The organism is Halalkalicoccus paucihalophilus, from assembly GCF_001593955.1.
Taxonomy (GTDB): Archaea; Halobacteriota; Halobacteria; order Halobacteriales; family Halalkalicoccaceae; genus Halalkalicoccus; species Halalkalicoccus paucihalophilus.
The window spans coordinates 34952-51691 of sequence record NZ_LTAZ01000008.1 but is presented as its reverse complement, the minus strand read 5'-3'; the positions used below and the strand labels follow the sequence as shown (position 1 = coordinate 51691).

Sequence of the window (16740 nt, the reverse complement as noted above, 5' to 3'; positions counted from 1 at the left end):
ATGCGACTGCTCGTGATCACGGACCTGGAGGGCGTCACCGGGGTCGATTCGTTCTATCAGACCCGAACGGGGCGGGAGGAACGGAAGGGGCCCGCGATGGACCGACTCGCCCGCGAGGTCAACGCGTGTATCGAGGGTGTCCGCTCGCGCGCGCCCGACGCGACCGTCGACGTCTGGGACGGCCACGGCAGCGGCGGCCTCCGAAAGCGGGACCTCGAGGGCGGGCGATACCTCGGAGAGGGGCGGCCCTATTTCCAGCTTGAGGGCTACGACGGCGTGCTGTTCGTCGGCCAGCACGCGATGGCGGGGACGCCCGACGCGCCGCTGTGTCACACCTACTCCTCGCTCGCGGTCGATTACTACAAGCTGAACGGGGTCTTCGTCGGCGAGTTCGCCTGCCGGGCGTTGCTCGCCGGCCGTCAGGGCGTCCCGACGGTGTTCCTCGCGGGCGACGACAAGGCGACCCTCGAGGCCCGCCAGTTCGTCCCCGGGATCGAGACCGCGATCACCAAGTACGGGACGGGCCGCGAATCCGCGCGCCATCGCGACCCTCAGGCCGTCGAGGCGGCGATCCGAGAGGGGACCGCCGCGGCGGTCGACCGACTCGGGGAGATCCCGCCGTACACCGGGATCGAACCGCCGTATTCGCTCGAGATCCGGTACTACGAGCCCTCGCGGATCTCGAAGATCGACCGGGCCGGCGGGGCGATCAGGCAGTACCTCCCGTTCGTCGGACCCCTCCTCCCGTTCGCGACGGGCGTAACGCGGATCGATTCCCGGACGATCCGCATCGAGACGGACGAGATCCTCGACCCGGAGTCGGGGGTGTATACGCGACTCTAAGCAGAGAGGGACGACAAGCCCCACAGCTATTGTCTCTCGGACCTGTCATCGACTATGGTCACCGAGGAGGGGGTCCCCCCGTTCGACTGTCACCGTAGATCGTGCGAGACCACCGCCGACTTCTGGGTGTACGAACGGTATCAGGAGGAGAACGACCTCGGTGCCGTCGAAGCCGAGGTTCCGCTGTGTCGAACGCACACCGCAGAGGAACGGCCGCACAACCTCGATCGAGCCGGCCCGGAGTACGTCTTCAGGATCGTACCGATCGGAACCGATAGTCGAGAGGAGTGACCGGAACCGGGGATCGCGATCAGACGCGTTCAGTGCCGGCGATCGATCGCGGAGTTCCTCGATAAATCTGTTATCGATTTACAGGCGGATTCGGGATCCCGTATGCGCCCGCTCGAAGGTATCCCGGGCGTCTCAATCGAATGGGGACGCTTTTGTCCGGGTTGGCCCTTCCAACAGGGGTGAACGAATCGGATATCGAACGACGCTGGTGGAAGGAGGCCGTGGTGTACCAGATCTACCCGCGGAGCTTCAACGACACCGACGGCGACGGTGTCGGTGACATCCTCGGAATCACTGAGAAAGTGGGGTACCTCGATTCGTTGGGAATCGACGCTGTGTGGCTGAACCCCGTCTACGCCTCGCCCGACGCCGACAACGGCTACGACGTCTCGGACTACCGGGCGATCCACCCGGATTTCGGGACGATGGACGACTGGGAGGAGCTGTTGGACGAACTGCACGCCCGGGACATCCGCCTGATCATGGATCTGGTGGTGAACCACACCTCCGACGAACACGAGTGGTTCGTCCGCTCGCGCGACGAGGACCCCGAGTACGACGGGTTCTACTGGTGGCGAGAGGGTGTCGACGCTGAGAGTGTCGACTGGGAGAGCGAAGAGGGACCTGCGGGCGAGGCCCCGCCCAACGGTTGGCGGTCGATCTTCGGCGGGCCGGCGTGGGCCTACGACGACGGGCGCGAGAAGTGGTACCTCCACCTGTTCGACCGGAAACAGCCCGATCTCTACTGGCCCAACGAGGCGGTCCGCGAGTCGGTGTACGAGATGATGGAGTGGTGGCTCGAGAAGGGGATCGACGGCTTCCGGCTTGACGCCATCGCCCACATCGGGAAATCGGGAGGGTTGGCGACCGACCTCGACGCGCCGCTGAACGGCACGATGAAGTACGCCGGCAACGCGCCTCAGGTCCACGAGTACCTCGCGGAGATGAACGAGGCGCTGTTCGACCGGGAACTCCTGACCGTTGGCGAGGTCGGAACGCCGACGATCCCCGACGAGGACGCCCGCGCGTACCTCGACCCCGACCGGGACGGCCTCTCGATGCTGACGCACTTCGAGCACGTGAACATCGATCAGCAGGGCGCGATCTACGAGCCCGGCGAGTGGACTCTATCCGAACTGAAGGCGGTAATCGACCGTTGGGACGGGCTCATCGAGGAGGAGGGCTGGGTCGCCCAGTACCTCTCGAACCACGACCATCCCCGACAGGTCTCGCGGTTCGGGAGCGAGGCCTACCGCCGGGAGTCGGCAAAACTGCTGGGAACGCTGGTGCACACCCTGCGGGGGACGCCGTTCGTCTACCAGGGCGAGGAACTGGGAATGACGAACTACCCGTGGACGTCGCTCGCGGAGTTCGAGGACGTCGCGACCCGCAACCCCGTCGAGCGCGCGATCGAGCGCGGCGAGATCGGGTCCTTCGAGGCGGTCCGGGAGGCCGTCGCTGGGGCGAGCCGCGACAACGCCCGGACGCCCGTCCAGTGGACCGACGGTGAGCACGCCGGCTTTTCCGACGGCGAGCCCTGGATCGCGGTCAACCCGGACAAGGAGACGATAAACGCCGAACGGGCTCGGGAGGATCCCGAGTCGGTCTGGCACTACTACCGCGAACTGATCGCGCTTCGCTCCGAGGAGGCGGTGAGTGATACCCTCGTCTACGGCGAGTACGACCAGCTCACGCCCGATCACGAGTCGCTGTGGGCCTACACCCGAACCCTCGACGAGGAGCGCCTGCTCGTGGCGCTCAACTTCGACGACGACCCGACGGCGATCGGGTTCCCGAGCGAGGACCTCGATACGAGGGCCACTCTGGAGGTCCTGCTCGCGAACTACGAGGTCAATGGGACGACCGTCTCGGACCTGCTCGACGATACGCTTCGCCCCTGCGAGGCGCGCGTCTATCGGGTGGCGTGAGCGACGGGGAGTGTCATTGGCGGACGCGGAACGGTCGTTTTTTACTTCGGTAGGGGGTGAGGTGAGGTATGACCGACGCACCCGAGTTCGGCGAACTTGTCCCCCCGGATCGAACGCTGATGGGCCCCGGCCCGAGCGACGTCCACCCCCGCGTGTTGCGCTCGATGGCGACGCCGCTGGTGGGGTATCTCGACGATTACTGCGTCGAGGTCATGGACGACATCCAGGACGGACTGCGATACCTGTTCCAAACGGACAACGAGCACACCCTCGCGGTCAGCGGCACCGGATCGGCCGCGATGGAGACCGCCTTCTCGAACCTCGTCGAACCCGGCGAAACCGTGTTGGTGCCCGACAACGGCTACTTCGGCGCGCGGATGGGCGAGATCGCCGAACGCGCCGGTGGCGAGGTCGTCACGGTGAGCGCGCCGTGGGGCGAGCCGCTTGACCCCGCGGACGTCGAGGACGCCTTCGCCGAGCACTCGCCGACGGTGTTCGGGTTCGTCCACGGCGAGACCTCGACGGGCGTGCGCCAGACGGGGGTTTCGGAGCTCACCGAGATCGCCCACGAGAACGACGCGCTCGTGATCGCCGACACCGTCGCCTCCCTCGGAGGGGTGGAGTTCCGGACCGACGAGTGGGACGTCGACGTCGTCTACTCGGGCTCCCAGAAGTGCCTCTCGGCCCCGCCAGGTGCGAGCCCGATCACGTTCAACGACCGGGCGATGGAGAAGGTCCACGCCCGTGAGGAGCCCGTCCGATCGTGGTACCTCGACCTCGAGGGGGTCTGGGAGTACTGGGGCGACGAACGCAACTACCACCACACCGGCCCGATCTCGACTCTGTACGCGCTCCGGGAGTCGCTGCGACTCGTGAGCGAGGCGAGCCTTGAGGGGACGTGGGAGCGCCACCGGCGTGTCGCGGGCGCGCTCAAGGCGGGCGTCGAGGAGATGGGCGTCGGGCTGAAGGCGGCCGACGAACACTGGCTGCCGACGCTCAATCCCGTTCGCGTCCCCGAGGGGGTCGACGACGGGCGGGTCATCGACCGCCTGCTCGACGACCACGGGATCGAGATCGTGGGCGGGCTCGGTGCGCTCGACGGCGAGATCTTCCGCGTGGGCTGTATGGGCCACTCGGCGCGCCCGGCGAACGCCACGCAGTTCATCGCCGCGTTCGGCTCGGTGCTGGCCGACGAGGGCGCGGACGTCGACCTCGAGGCCGGGGCCGGCGCGACGGCGAGTGCACTGCGGACGGAGTAGCGGGCCCCACATCGGGGGTCAAATCGACCGGATCACACAGAGATTAGTAGCGTCCCGACGAGGAACGGGCGTGTTCGAACGGGCGCGCACCCGGATGCTGGCGGTCGCCAGCGCCGCGCTCTTCCTCTCGGTGCTCGTCTGGTTCAACTACTCGGCGGTCCTCCCCGCGATCGTCGCCGACTGGGGGCTCTCGGGGACGCGTGCGGGAATCGTCTTCGCCGCGTTTCAGGCGGGCTACCTCCTCGCGATCGTCCCGATCGGGATGGTCGTTGACCGCCGCACGCCGCGGGGGGTGATCGCCGCCGGAGCGACGGTCACGGGCGGGGCGAGCCTGCTGTTCGCGCTGGTCGCCTCGGGGTTTCTCGCCGGCACGGCCCTCCGATTCCTCGCCGGGATCGGCATGGCCGGCGTCTACGTCCCCGGGATGCGCTTCGTCGCCGAGTGGTATCCCGAGGCCGACCGCGGGACCGCAATGGGAATCTACGTCGGCACCTTTTCGGCCAGCAGCGGCCTGTCCTTCCTGCTTGCGGGCACCATCGCGGCCGCGTTCGACTGGCGGATCGCGGTCGCCGCGACCAGCGTCGGCGCGCTCTGTGTCGGACCACTGATCCTGGGGCTGGGCCGGGACGCCCCCGGAACCGACCGGGCCGAGGGCGGGTTCGACCTGGGCGTGTTGCGCAATCGCGCGTATCTGGCCGCCGTCGGGATCTACTCGTGGCACAACTGGGAGCTGTTCGGGATGCGAAACTGGCTACCCGCGTTCCTGCTCACGGTTCCGGCGGTCGCGGCGACGGACTCGCCCGAACTGATCGCCGGCACGCTCGTCGGCGTGGCTGTCGCGCTCGGCGGGCCCGGTAATCTCCTCGGTGGGGCGCTCAGCGACCGCGTCGGGCGGGTTCGCGTGATCGGGGCAGGACTGGCGGCCAGCGGACTGATCAGCGCCACCCTCGGATCGCTGGGCGGGCTCCCGATTTCTCTACTGGTGGTGATCGTGCTGGTCTACGGGGTCGCCATCACGATGGACAGCGCACCGACCTCAACGACGGTGACGGAGGTCGTCGCCCCCGAGCGAATGGGCACGGCGCTGTCGGTCCAGTCCTTCATCGGCTTCAGCACCACCGTCGTCTCGCCGGTCGTCTTCGGGTGGGCACTCGACGCCGGGGGGTATCGGATCGCGTTCCCGACGCTCGCGGCCGGCGCGCTCGCCGGCCTCGTCTGTGTCGGCGCGTTCCGGGCGACATCACGTCAGTAGCCCCTGCTCGAACGGGGACGGACGACGCTTACATCTCGACGGACGGCTCCCTGATCGCGTGCAGGCCCTCCCCAGAGCGCGCGTAAACCGTCCCATCGACGACGACGGGGGCCCCGATCACCGCCAGATCGAGCGTCGATAGGACCGCGCCCGTCGCCGCATCGATCGCGTAGAGCCCGTCGGTTTCGATGCCGAACCTGCTCGAATCGCTCCCGACGTAGAGGACGTCACCGGCGACCGTCGGCGCCGTCGAGACGTGGACATCTCCATCCCCGTCGTCGCCGTAAATCGTCCAGCCGCCGGTTCCGTCGGAATCGCGGACGGCCAGCCCGGAGACAGAGGTGAAATCGACCGCGGTCGTGTAGATCCGGCCGCCGCCCGCGGCGATCGGGTGGAGGTCGAACCCCGCGTAGGTACTGGAGATGACCCGCTCGTCGCCGCCGGTGGCCCTATCGAGCGAGACGAGCCCGTAGACCGGGGCGCGAAGGACGTCCTCCTCGCCGCCGGCGGTCGTCCGCAGATAGACGCGCCCATTGGCGACGACCGGCGGGCCGACGAGGTTCGCCTCCGAGGCGCTCGGCGGGACGAGGTCGTGTTCCCACCCGATGCGACCCGTCCGGGCGCCGAGGGCGAAGACGGTCCGGTCCAGCCCGCGATCGCCCGAGACTCGACCGACGTACACGCAGTTCCCGCACACGGCGGGCGAGGTGAGTCGCTCGCCAAGCGTTCGGTGCCAGACGATCGTGCCGGAGGCCGTGTTGACGCCGTAGACGGTCTCCTCGTCGGTGACGTAGAGGCGTCGACCGGCCAGGGCGAGGTCATCGCCCGCGAACTTCGTGGTATCGACGGGGAGCGTCCACTCGACGCTCCCGTCCGTACGCGAGTACGCACGGACCGAGTCGCCGCTCGCGTAGATCCGTCTATCGTCGATCGCGAGGGAGTTCGTCCGTTCATCGAGGCCGACCGCCCAGCGGACGCTACCGTCGGCCGCGTCCAGCGCATACAGGGCGCCGTGATGGTCGTCCGGATCGGACGACTCGCCGACCAGATAGACGCTATCGTCGCCGACGACTGGATCGCCCGTGAAACGAGCGTCGAATCGCTACCGTTCCTCAAGACCGGTTCTCGGTCCGATGGCAGTCGGGTGGTAGCCGGTGTGTGCCCCGTCGTAGCGCTGTTGGGGTCACGCCGTCTCGATCTCCGCTGTAGACTTCCCGTCGACACCGGGGACGCTTTCTCGGTCGGGCCGTGCCGTCGCCCGCCTCGAAACGAGAAGGCCCCCGCCAGCGACCGCTCCGGTCGCCCGCAGGAAGTCGCGCCGTGAAGGGTTCGTCTCGGATTTCGGTTGGGTTGAGCTATTCCTCATCGAAGCGCTCTTAAGGCGTGCCCAGTAGATAACGATTATTGAGGTTATTTAGGGAATTTTCCCCCACTCGGACGCGTATCGGCGGCTTTCAACGCGACAATTTTCGGTCATGTTCGAGATTCGGTCGAAGTCGAGTCGTATCCACGCTCGGAAGGGACGAGTCTCGCCGGGGACGGACCCCAAAACCGCGCGAAACAGTGGATCGGCGACCGCCGCTCGAATCGACGGCCGTTTCCGGCTGGCCGTGGACGTTCGCATATGGGTATCGAACCTGGCGATCAGGCGACGATCGAGTACACCGGACGATTGACTGACGAGGACGGGACGGTCTTCGACACGTCGCGCGAGCGCGTCGCCGAGGAGTCGGGACTCGCCGATTCCCAGCCCGAACGGGAGTTCGAACCTCTCACGGTCGAGCCCGGTGCGGGCCAACTCATCGAGGGGTTCGAGGAGGGCCTCATGGGGCTAGAAGAGGGCGACACCGAGACCATCACCGTCCCCCCGGAGAAGGGCTACGGCGAGGAACGCGAGGATCAGATCATCGAACAGGACCGAACCGAGTTCGAGGAGATGCTCGAAGGTGAGGTCCCAGAGGAGGGGATGATGATCCAGACCGAACGACAGCAGGTCGGGGAGATCGTCCACGTCGACGAGGAGGTCGTCCGGATCGACTTCAACCACGAACTCGCGGGCGAAACCCTCGAGTTCGACGTCGAGGTCGTCTCGATCGACTGATTCGGAAGGGTTCTTCTCGCCTCGTTCTCGGACGGACGATCGTCCGTCACTACGTGCCATCCGGACCCGTTCGGCGACGAACCACGCCGATCCCGAACAGGGTCATGAGAACCACACACAGACCGGAGACGCCGGCGATAAGCGGGTGCGCCGTGGCGTACTCGGACAGATGAGCGAGGCGTCCGCGAAGCCGCGCGGCGAGGAAGCCAACGGGGCCGTGCGAGATGTCGAGTCGATAGACGAGCGCCGCGACGCCCGCCGCGAAACAGCCCGATCCGCCGGCGGAGTAGGCCGTAAAGCGTCGGAGGTCCATCCGAGCGAACCCGGCCGGAATCGAGATGATCGAGCGCGCCACCGGGAGCAGGCGCCCCCAGAACACCGAGCCCTCGCCCCAGCGGCGGAACCACCGCCGGGAGCGCTCGATTCGCTCGTCGGATACCCGGAGGCGGTCCCGGTAGCGCGCCAGCGCCCGGTCGCCAGTCGCGGCGAAAAGGTAGTACGCGACGACGCTTCCCACGGTCGCCCCGGCGGTCGCGGCGAGCACGAACAGCCCGAAGGAGGCCGGTCCGACGACGAGAACGGCCGCCGCGAAGGGGACGGTGATCTCGCTGGGAAGCAGTGGAAACAGCATCGAGGTCGCGAGGAACATGAACACGAACAGCGCGAGATAACCGTACTGAACGACCAGATCCAGTCCGATCCCCGTCAATCCCTCGGCCATTGACCGGAATAGGTCTCGATCACTCCTCCGTGTTTCGGTGTCAGTCGAACGGTACCAGCCCCGAGCAGCGGAGGCCGTCGGACCGCCGGGGGCTACTGCTGTGGATAGCCCTCCTCGAAGGGCTGGACGATGACGAACCCTTCGGGATCGGTAAACTCGAGCTGGTAGGTCTCCTCGGAGGACTGGCCGACCAGATCCGAGAGGCTCCTGTTGACACTGCCGGTAGGGGAGGTCGCGCCGCTCCAGGCGACGGTGGCGTCGGGATCGGTCCGAACGGGCGGCGTCAACACCAGCGGGTCGCCATGGGTGGTGATTGCGACGGTGCCCGGCCCACTGAGAAAGACGTTCGTCAGGCCGCCCGTCGACGAGGCGGCGATACTATCGATAGTGCGGATCTCGTAGTCCACCCGCGATTCGAACGCGAGGACGTCGTTTCCGTTGACCGAGAGCTCCTCGTCGGCGTCGAGTTCGATTATCTGGACCCGCTTGCCCTGGTCGGCGAGGTAGAGGTGGCCGTCCCCGCTTGCCTCCATGACGGGCGTGCCCTCGCCCGTCGCGGCGTTCTTGAGGAAGCCGGTGATCCCGCCCTCAGCGGAGGCCTTCCCGGCAAAGGAAATCTCACCGGAGTAAGCGATCATCGAACCGGCTCTGGCCATCACCGCTCCATCGAGATCGATGTCCAGGAGTTTGCTGTTTCCCAGTTGAAACGTATCGCCACCCTCTATAGGTTCGTTCGCCGTCCGAAATTCGTCGAGTTTCATGATTTCGAGTCGCGTTCACGACCCGTTTCATACAGTGTTTTATTCTAATAAATAATGTTTCGTTTCGGACCCTTGCCGGCGATGCATTCGGGGTTCAGTCGGCGAGGGCGACGCCGGTAATCTCGAACCGAGCACCGCCCTCGGTGCCGTCCGTCACGCGGATCGACCAGTCGTGGGCCTCGACAACCTGTTTGACGATGCTCAGCCCGAAGCCGGTCCCCTCCCGCGAGTTCGAGTACCCGAACTCGAAGACATGATCACGTTCGTCGAACGGGATGCCGGGGCCGTCGTCCTTGACGTAAAAGCCGTCCTCGAGTTCGCCGACCGTTACGGTCACCGTCCCGGCGCCGGTAGCGGGCGCGTCTCGGCGAGCCGAACCGTGCTCGATACCGTCATCGGCCTCCGGCCGATTGCCCGTGGAACCGTGTTCTACGCTGTTGCGAAAGAGGTTCTCGAACAGTTGTCGAAGCCGGCGCTGGTCGGCACGAACCGTCCGATCCGTCTCTACGACGAGCGCCGCCTCCCCCGTCTCGACGTTCTGCCAGCACTGCTCTGCGATGGCCGCAAGCGAAACGACGGTGACGTCGGTCGGGGCCTCCCCCTCCCGGGCGACCGCCAGGAGATCGGTGATCAACGCCTGCATCCGGTCGTGGGCGCGTGCCACCGCCTCGAGACGCTCGTTGGAGACTTCCTCCATCGCGAGGTCTAGATGACCCGCGGCGACGGACAGGGGGTTCTGCAGGTCGTGGGAGACGACGCTGGTGAACTCCTCCAATCGGTCGTTCTGGCGCTCGAGTTCGCGCTCGCGGGCCCGTAACCGATCGGTCTGCTCGACTTGCTCGAGTGCCGCGGCGACGTTTGCGGCCAGGATCTCGCCGAGAGCCACGTCCCGTCCGTCGAACGTCTCTGACGTCGGTGAGCCGGCGATCAGGAGACCGTACTCGCCGATCGGCAGGTAGAGCTCGCTGGTAACGGCCGTCTCCGGGTTATAGACGTCCGGATCCTCGCGGACGTCGTCCAGAGCGAGCGTCTCAGCCCGGTCGTAGACGCGCCACGCGATGCTGCCTTCGCCCGTGAACGTCGGCGGTTCGCCCACGAGATCGGAGAGAGCATCGGTGGCGGTAATCGGGACGAGCCCCGACCGGGCGTCGTCGTACAGATGGATCGCGTTCGCGTCGAGGCCGAGGATGTCGCGGGCCGCCGTGACGCCGATCTCGGCGATCGCCTCGAACGAGTCTACGGCCATCAGCTCCCGGGTCGTCTCGTTCAAGACCTCGAGTCGGTGTTCGTACGTCGTCCGCTCGGTACTATCGTGATACACCCACAGGTGGCCGTCCCCGGAGGGACAGTCGATCGGCCGGTAACTCCGCTCGAACGTTCGACCGTCCGCGAGCGACAGTTCCTCGCGTCGCACCGACTCGCCCTCGGCGATCAGTTCGTCGATCCGGTCGAGGAACCCCGCCGGATCGGCCATCGACTCGCTTGCCGCCTCGGCCATGCGTTGGCAGTCCCGACCGACGATTTCGGCGGGTTCGTGGGGGATCCCGAACAGGTCGATCAGCCGGTGATTGATCGCCATGACGTTGCGGTGGCCGTCCTCGGCGAGGACGCCAACGGGAAGCGTCGCGAACAGCGTCGAGAGCAGGGCGGAGGTCCGCTGGAACTCCCGTTCGCGATCGGTATCGGTGGCGTTCCTGATCCGAAAGTCGGATCGACCGTCGACGCCCGGACGCCCGGAATCCGTCCGAGCCGTTTCGACGGCGGATCGGCGCCGATCACGGTGCTCGCGGTGCTCGCGCGACCGTTCGACGGCGCGGCTGACCCGCTCGGCAACCATCCGAAACCGGTCGGCTCCGCGGTGTTTCGGGATGTAGTCGGTGACGCCGGCCCCGATCGCGTCGCTTGCGACGCCCTCGCTGCCCGCCTCGGTCAACAGGACGAACGGCAGGCGACCTGACGTGTCCCGGACGGCCTCGAGGAACTCGATCCCGTCCATACGAGGGAGGTCGTACTCCGAGACGATACAATCGATCGCGTCCGTCGAGAGCCGATCGAACCCGTCGGCGGCGGTACTCGCAGTGGTGACGGTAAACCGGTCGTCCTCACGTTCGAGGCCGTCGGCGACCGTCTCGGCGAACTCCGTATCGTCGTCGACGTACAGGATACGGAGCTCATCGGGGGGAGATGGTGGGTCCGTATCACTCATCGTGGTTCCGTCCCTCCCTGGAGGCCCGATTTCGGGCGTGGGTCATCTTCCGAACGGATATCGGTCTCGGTACCGGTAACGGGGTCGGGAAACCGGACTCGGTCGCGACTGCGTCGCTGGCCGGGAATCGAAGTGGTATCATCGGTGAGTTTCTGCGAGCCGTTCCGATCGCCACGCCGACCGTGTCGCTCCGTTCCGACGAGCGGGTTTCGGACGTATCTAACTAAGTACACGATCAGTAATAGTTACTGAGATGCTAAGAGGCAGGGAGGGAGCGAAGTCGCCTTCGAGACAGGTCTCGGCAATTGCACTCGGAGGGGCCCAACGGTCGCGAGAATACCGCCGTACAGTCGATCGCCAGAACCGGGTGGCCGTGACGACCGGCGGCGCTCAGTGGTCGCGGATCCGATCGCGAATCCACCGGCCGGTGTCGGAGAGGTTCTCGTCCGTCCACGTGCTATCCGCACACGTCCCCTCCGCCCAGATCCCCGAGGTCAGGCGGTCGTCCGAGTAGTTCCAGAAGGTCCAGCTGATGTCCTTGTCCCGCATGAGGTCGACCATCTCCCGGGAGTTCTCGAAGTTACTGGGTCCACCGCCGTCCCACGACATGGACCCCCACTCGGTGACGAAGACGGGAATGTCGTCGGACGCCTCGTCGAGTCGCTCTTTGAACGGTGTGATGTCATGTGTCGCCCCTGAGCCGCGATCCCCCGCCGCATAGAAGTGATACGAGTACAGGACGTTGTCGTCAGCCAGCGGGTTCGCCTTCAACGATTCGAGGTCCTCGAGGCTCGAGTAGCCGGGCGTCCCGACGACGATCACGCCGGTCTCGTCGTGGTCTCGAATGTGGGGGATCACCTCGTCGGCGTACTCTTTGATCCGCGCCCAATCGACCGGGGTCGTCGGGTCGTCGTAGCGCGTTCCGTTGGGTTCGTTACAGATCTCGTAGATGACGTTGTCGTACTCGGCGTATCGCTCGGCCATCCGCTCGAAAAACCCCGTCGCCGCTTCGACGTGCTCCATCGGGTCGCCGTCCTCGAGGATATGCCAGTCGATGATCGCGTACTGGTCACGCCGGGTACACTCCTCGACTAGCGTGTGGACCTGCTCCGTGAACCCCTCGGGATCGGACAGATAGCCGCCGGCCTCGGTGTACATTGCGAGACGGAAGACGTCCCCGCCCCAGTCCTCGTGGACGTCGAGCGACTCGGTCGTGAGACAGTCGCCCCAGCCGTACCACTGCAGCCCGTGGCTGCTCATGCCGGTCAGCTGTACGGGATTCCCGTCTTCACCGACGAGAACGGTATCACGGACCCGGAGCTGTCCGTGTCTCTCGACGGGACGGCCGGTACAGCCACTCAACAGCGAGACGGCGAGGATCCCTCCCAGAAGCTGTCGTCGCTTCATCGACGGACGCTCAGTCCCCCCCGGAACTCGTACCGACGTGTTTCACGAGTACCCGAACGGGCGCTCCTGTTGTATATATTACGAGAGAGGCGTCGCCGGGTGTCACGGTCGGAAAACAACAATCGAAACACGGATAACCGGATTCCGTGACAGATGGACGTATGGACCTGTCCGATAGTCGGATTCTCGTTACCGGCGGCGCTGGTTTCATCGGCTCGCATCTCACCGAGCGACTCCTCGCCGACGGCAACGAGGTCGTCGTCCTCGACGACTTCTCGAACGGCGACCGCTCGTGGGTTCCCGACGAGGCCGAACTGATCGAAGGCGACCTCACCGAGAGTTCAGTCGCCGACGACGCGATCGACGGCGATCTCGACGGCGTGTTCCACCTCGCGGCGCGCAAATCCGTCAACGACGAGCACCCGCGCGGACAGTTCGAGGCCAACGCTGCGATGACTTACAACGTCCTCGAGGCCATGGATCGTGCTGGTGTCTCCGAGATCGTCTTTACCTCGTCCTCGACGGTCTACGGGGAAGCGCCGCGTCCCACACCCGAGGACTACGCGCCCGTAGAACCGATCAGCGTCTACGCGGCGAGCAAGATCGCCGACGAGAGCTTGCTCTCGACGTACGCCCACACCCACGACATGCGGGTGTGGACCTTTCGGTTCGCGAACATCGTCGGCCCGCGCCTCCGCGGGGCAGTGATCCCCGACTTCGTCGAGAAACTCAGGGACGACCCCGAGACGCTGACGATCCTCGGCAACGGGCTCCAGGAGAAGTCCTACATGTACATCGAGGACTGTCTCGATGCGATGGCCCACGTCATCGAGCACACGGACCGCCCGGTGAACACGTTCAACCTCGGGACGCGGACGACCACGTCGGTCAACCGGATCGCTGACATCGTCAGCGACGAACTCGGGGTGGATCCCGAGTACGAGTACACGGGTGGCGAGCGCGGCTGGACGGGCGACGTGCCGAAGATGCGCCTCTCGATCGAGAAGCTCGCGGGCCTTGGCTGGGACGTCGACCTCGAGAGCGACCGGGCAGTGCGAAAGACGGCCGACGAGATCAGCAGCGAAATGGATGATCTGGGGTGCTGAGGCCGTGTTGAAATCTTTGCCCGTTGACAGTCGATAGAGCCGTCGTGCGATGGCCGTCCGACCACCGAGGAGAAAGGCCTCGCCCTGTGAAATCACATTGTTCGACGGGTCTGGTGGGAGATCTCCCGTTTACAGGGAACGCTCGGAGAATCGTTTCTTCTGGTGAGTCGTGCGGGAAATGTAATTCCGCTATCTTTTTACCGGCGCCGAATCCTGTACTCGTATGGACGGTAAACGCGTGCTCGTGACGGGTGGGGCGGGCTTCATCGGCTCGAACCTCGCGAACCACTTGAGCGAGACCAACGACGTCGTCGTCGTCGACAACGGCTACCTCGGCACCCCCGAAAACCTCGACCGGACCGTCGAGTTCCACGAGCGAAGCGTCCTCGAAGACGATCTGCCGACCGACGTCGACGTCGTCTTTCACCTCGCGGCGCTGTCCTCGTACGCGATGCACGAGGACGACCCGACGACGGGCGCCCGGGTCAACGTCGAAGGGTTCGTGAACGTCGTCGAGCAAGCACGTGAAGACGGGTGTGACACCGTGATCTATGCCTCGACGTCATCGATCTACGGGAACCAGACCGAGCCCTCCCCCGAGGACATGCCCGTCGACGTCAATACCGGGTACGAAGCGTCGAAACTCGCCCGGGAGCGCTACGCCGAGTACTTCGCGAACCACTACGATCTCAATATGGCGGGGATGCGCTTTTTCTCGGTCTATCAGGGCTACGGCGGTGCCGAGGGCCACAAGGGTGAGTACGCAAACGTGATCGCGCAGTTCGCCGACGACCTCGCCAACGGCGAATCCCCCGTGATCTACGGCGACGGCACCCAGACCCGGGATTTCACCCACGTCTCGGATATCGTCCGCGGGATGGTGTTGGCCGCCGAGCACGAACTCACCGGCGTCTACAACCTGGGGACAGGCGAGGCGTATGACTTCAATACAGTAGTTGAATTGCTCAACGAGGAACTCGGCACGGAGATCGAACCCGAATACGTCGAGAACCCGATTCCGGATAGCGTCTATGTCCACGACACGTGTGCGGACTACGCGAAGATCAACGAGGCGACGGGCTGGGAACCCGAGATCGACTTCAAGGAAGGGATTCGACGCGTCTGCTCCGGGTACTGAGTAGTAGTCCCCGGAATCAGCCGAGGACGTAGTCGAGCTTCGGGTACTTCTCGATCAGGGACGTACCGTCGATCTCGTAGCGCTCGATGATCGCGTCGAGTCCGAGGATCCGACCGGCGCCGAAGGCGGCGACCGCGAGGAACACGAGCATGTACGCGAAGTCGCCGTTGATCAGCCCGTGGGCGACGTCCCAGTTCGCGAAGTAGAACGTCGCCATCATGAACGCCCCGAAGAACGCCGCCAATCGGGTGAACGCGCCTACGATGAGTGCAAGACCGATCGCGACCTGGCCGAACGGGACGGCAACGTCGAGAATCGCGAGCATCCAGCCCGTCTCGCCCATCCAGACGAACAGGTCGACGAGCGGGCCACCGTTTGCGGGCACGGCACCGAGCAGGTAGCCCTGGGCGCTGAACGGTTCCGGGCCGAGCAGTTTACTCAGGCCGGCATAGAGGAACGCAAATCCCATCATGAGCCGTAACGCGAGTACGAACCACGCGCTCAGGCTGTGGGCGCGTCCGCGGACGGTGAAACCGGCGATGTTGCTCTCGAAGACGTTCGTTTCCTGTTGGGGTGTCGTCGTAGTCATATTGCTCATGTACAGTTGTAGATATGACGACTGGTATCTTATACGAAAGGGCAGATTCTCAGCGTCTGAGAACGACGATTTTCACTGCTCATCGTGTTTCGTGACTGGTCTCGGTGCCCGAAGCCGAATTCGGGTCACGGGCGTCAGCTTCGTGGCCACTCGGGGTCGATCCCGACGAGGTCGGCGCTGATCCGCCAGAGTTCCTCCCGAACGTCTGGGTCGGTCGCGGCCGGTGCGGGCGCTTCTGGGCCATCGGTTCCCACGTAGCGCCCGGAACGGTGGCCGTACTCCGGGGCCGTCGCGAGGTCGACGAGGCGGTCGGCACCCGCCTCGGGCGTCGTCCCGATACCGGGAACGGCCGCGGCGAGGCGGACGAACAGTCGTACCCGGAGCTGGGCGTCCCGGAACAGACCCGTCGACGGGACGAATCCCGGATGGAAGCAGTTCGCGACGATGTCGGCGTCGTCCCCGAGCCGATCGGCGAGTTCGAGAGTAAAGGCGACGTTCGCCAGTTTCGACCGGGCGTAGGCGTCGAGGGCGCTGTACTCGCGTTCCATCTTGAGGTCGTCGAACGCCAGCTCGCCGCGAGTGTGGATTCCGGATGCGGTGACGACGACGCGTGCAGGAGCGGACGCACGAAGGGAGTCCATGAGCTCGTGGGTGAGCAAGTACGGCGCGAGGTGGTTGACCGCGAGGGTCAGCTCGATCCCGTCGTCGGTGATGGTCCGGTCGCGCGTCGAGAGTCCGGCGTTGTGAACAAGCACGTCGAGTCGGTCGTACGTGCTCGTGACCTCGGAGGCCAGTCGTCGAACCGCGTGCTGGGTCGCGAGATCCGCGCGGTGGAAGCGAACCGTCCCCGGCGTCGATGCGGTGACCTCCTCGGCGAGCCGGTTCCCTCGCGCCTCGTCGCGGCCGACGATCCCGACCGTCGCGCCCATCCGTGCGAGTCTCCGGGCGGCGACGGTCCCAATACCGCTCGTCGCGCCCGTCAACAGTACCACGAGGTCGTCCGCAGTGCGGTCCATGGTCCGACGATGGGAGGCGAGCTACAAAATGGGTGAGGAACGCCGGTTTCGACCGCTGGGACGTCGTCGAGTGGGACTGGATCCCGTGTCCGGCGATGCACGGAATCGATACA

At 65.6% G+C, this 16740-nt stretch carries 16 protein-coding genes; 8 read left to right on the top strand and 8 right to left on the bottom strand.

Going from position 1 to position 16740, the window contains the following annotated elements; translation table 11 throughout:
• The 5 genes from HAPAU_RS13825 to HAPAU_RS13805 all read left to right on the top strand — a co-directional run bounded on the left by HAPAU_RS13825 (position 1) and on the right by HAPAU_RS13805 (position 5573).
• The gene (locus HAPAU_RS13825; RefSeq protein WP_066383846.1) at positions 1–843 is read left to right on the top strand and encodes a M55 family metallopeptidase; all 843 of its coding nucleotides are present in this window, start codon (positions 1–3) and stop codon (positions 841–843) included.
• Between the two features lie 54 nt (positions 844–897).
• The gene (locus tag HAPAU_RS13820) at positions 898–1134 is read left to right on the top strand and encodes a hypothetical protein (RefSeq protein WP_066383843.1); all 237 of its coding nucleotides are present in this window, start codon (positions 898–900) and stop codon (positions 1132–1134) included.
• 140 nt (positions 1135–1274) lie between these two features.
• Positions 1275–3062: a glycoside hydrolase family 13 protein gene (locus HAPAU_RS13815; protein ID WP_066383840.1), complete on the top strand. Its 1788-nt coding sequence runs from the start codon at positions 1275–1277 to the stop codon at positions 3060–3062.
• 68 nt (positions 3063–3130) lie between these two features.
• Positions 3131–4321, top strand: coding sequence for a pyridoxal-phosphate-dependent aminotransferase family protein (locus tag HAPAU_RS13810; protein WP_066383838.1), 1191 nt, complete (start codon positions 3131–3133; stop codon positions 4319–4321).
• A gap of 70 nt (positions 4322–4391) precedes the next feature.
• Entirely contained in the window at positions 4392–5573 is a 1182-nt protein-coding gene (locus HAPAU_RS13805; RefSeq protein ID WP_245634120.1) for an MFS transporter, read from the top strand.
• Between the two features lie 28 nt (positions 5574–5601).
• Here the strand turns inward: HAPAU_RS13805 and HAPAU_RS13800 are convergent, their stop codons facing one another.
• Both HAPAU_RS13800 and HAPAU_RS22905 read right to left on the bottom strand, forming a co-directional pair.
• Complete coding sequence (locus HAPAU_RS13800; protein ID WP_245634124.1) at positions 5602–6621, bottom strand: outer membrane protein assembly factor BamB family protein; 1020 nt, start codon at positions 6619–6621, stop codon at positions 5602–5604.
• Between the two features lie 135 nt (positions 6622–6756).
• Positions 6757–6939 (bottom strand): twin-arginine translocation signal domain-containing protein, encoded by a 183-nt coding sequence (locus HAPAU_RS22905; RefSeq protein WP_157078475.1) that lies wholly within the window; start codon positions 6937–6939, stop codon positions 6757–6759.
• A 258-nt stretch (positions 6940–7197) separates the two neighbouring features.
• Between HAPAU_RS22905 and HAPAU_RS13790 the strand changes: the two genes are divergently transcribed.
• Complete coding sequence (locus HAPAU_RS13790) at positions 7198–7674, top strand: FKBP-type peptidyl-prolyl cis-trans isomerase (RefSeq protein ID WP_066383831.1); 477 nt, start codon at positions 7198–7200, stop codon at positions 7672–7674.
• A gap of 49 nt (positions 7675–7723) precedes the next feature.
• Here the strand turns inward: HAPAU_RS13790 and HAPAU_RS13785 are convergent, their stop codons facing one another.
• From HAPAU_RS13785 to HAPAU_RS13770, 4 genes are all read right to left on the bottom strand, one after another.
• Positions 7724–8395 carry a DedA family protein gene (locus HAPAU_RS13785; protein ID WP_066383828.1) on the bottom strand — a complete coding sequence of 224 codons (672 nt, stop codon included), beginning with the start codon at positions 8393–8395 and terminating at the stop codon, positions 7724–7726.
• Positions 8396–8487: 92 nt separating this feature from the next.
• Positions 8488–9156 carry an AIM24 family protein gene (locus HAPAU_RS13780; RefSeq protein WP_066383825.1) on the bottom strand — a complete coding sequence of 223 codons (669 nt, stop codon included), beginning with the start codon at positions 9154–9156 and terminating at the stop codon, positions 8488–8490.
• Between the two features lie 94 nt (positions 9157–9250).
• Positions 9251–11362, bottom strand: coding sequence for a hybrid sensor histidine kinase/response regulator (locus tag HAPAU_RS13775; protein WP_066383823.1), 2112 nt, complete (start codon positions 11360–11362; stop codon positions 9251–9253).
• Positions 11363–11752: 390 nt separating this feature from the next.
• Positions 11753–12769, bottom strand: a complete 1017-nt coding sequence (locus HAPAU_RS13770) for a glycoside hydrolase family 5 protein (protein WP_066383820.1) — start codon at positions 12767–12769, stop codon at positions 11753–11755.
• Between the two features lie 161 nt (positions 12770–12930).
• Here HAPAU_RS13770 and HAPAU_RS13765 point away from each other — a divergent pair, with 161 nt between their 5' ends.
• Both HAPAU_RS13765 and HAPAU_RS13760 read left to right on the top strand, forming a co-directional pair.
• Positions 12931–13875, top strand: coding sequence for an NAD-dependent epimerase/dehydratase family protein (locus HAPAU_RS13765; RefSeq protein ID WP_066383818.1), 945 nt, complete (start codon positions 12931–12933; stop codon positions 13873–13875).
• 223 nt (positions 13876–14098) lie between these two features.
• Positions 14099–15013 carry an NAD-dependent epimerase/dehydratase family protein gene (locus HAPAU_RS13760; protein ID WP_066383815.1) on the top strand — a complete coding sequence of 305 codons (915 nt, stop codon included), beginning with the start codon at positions 14099–14101 and terminating at the stop codon, positions 15011–15013.
• A 16-nt stretch (positions 15014–15029) separates the two neighbouring features.
• On the opposite strand, the gene HAPAU_RS13755 is transcribed toward HAPAU_RS13760, so the two are convergent.
• Positions 15030–15602 carry a DoxX family protein gene (locus HAPAU_RS13755; RefSeq protein ID WP_066383904.1) on the bottom strand — a complete coding sequence of 191 codons (573 nt, stop codon included), beginning with the start codon at positions 15600–15602 and terminating at the stop codon, positions 15030–15032.
• Between the two features lie 143 nt (positions 15603–15745).
• Complete coding sequence (locus HAPAU_RS13750) at positions 15746–16627, bottom strand: SDR family oxidoreductase (protein ID WP_066383813.1); 882 nt, start codon at positions 16625–16627, stop codon at positions 15746–15748.
• Positions 16628–16740 lie beyond the last annotated feature (113 nt).

Bases quoted from the DNA above. Each gene is read 5' to 3' on its own strand.
- HAPAU_RS13825 (WP_066383846.1), top strand. From the start codon at position 1: ATGCGACTGCTCGTGATCACGGACCTGGAGGGCGTCACCGGGGTCGAT.
- HAPAU_RS13820 (WP_066383843.1), top strand. From the start codon at position 898: ATGGTCACCGAGGAGGGGGTCCCCCCGTTCGACTGTCACCGTAGATCG.
- HAPAU_RS13815 (WP_066383840.1), top strand. From the start codon at position 1,275: ATGGGGACGCTTTTGTCCGGGTTGGCCCTTCCAACAGGGGTGAACGAA.
- HAPAU_RS13810 (WP_066383838.1), top strand. From the start codon at position 3,131: ATGACCGACGCACCCGAGTTCGGCGAACTTGTCCCCCCGGATCGAACG.
- HAPAU_RS22905 (WP_157078475.1), bottom strand. From the start codon at position 6,939: ATGAGGAATAGCTCAACCCAACCGAAATCCGAGACGAACCCTTCACGG.
- HAPAU_RS13790 (WP_066383831.1), top strand. From the start codon at position 7,198: ATGGGTATCGAACCTGGCGATCAGGCGACGATCGAGTACACCGGACGA.
- HAPAU_RS13785 (WP_066383828.1), bottom strand. From the start codon at position 8,395: ATGGCCGAGGGATTGACGGGGATCGGACTGGATCTGGTCGTTCAGTAC.
- HAPAU_RS13780 (WP_066383825.1), bottom strand. From the start codon at position 9,156: ATGAAACTCGACGAATTTCGGACGGCGAACGAACCTATAGAGGGTGGC.
- HAPAU_RS13775 (WP_066383823.1), bottom strand. From the start codon at position 11,362: ATGAGTGATACGGACCCACCATCTCCCCCCGATGAGCTCCGTATCCTG.
- HAPAU_RS13770 (WP_066383820.1), bottom strand. From the start codon at position 12,769: ATGAAGCGACGACAGCTTCTGGGAGGGATCCTCGCCGTCTCGCTGTTG.
- HAPAU_RS13765 (WP_066383818.1), top strand. From the start codon at position 12,931: ATGGACCTGTCCGATAGTCGGATTCTCGTTACCGGCGGCGCTGGTTTC.
- HAPAU_RS13760 (WP_066383815.1), top strand. From the start codon at position 14,099: ATGGACGGTAAACGCGTGCTCGTGACGGGTGGGGCGGGCTTCATCGGC.
- HAPAU_RS13755 (WP_066383904.1), bottom strand. From the start codon at position 15,602: ATGACTACGACGACACCCCAACAGGAAACGAACGTCTTCGAGAGCAAC.
- HAPAU_RS13750 (WP_066383813.1), bottom strand. From the start codon at position 16,627: ATGGACCGCACTGCGGACGACCTCGTGGTACTGTTGACGGGCGCGACG.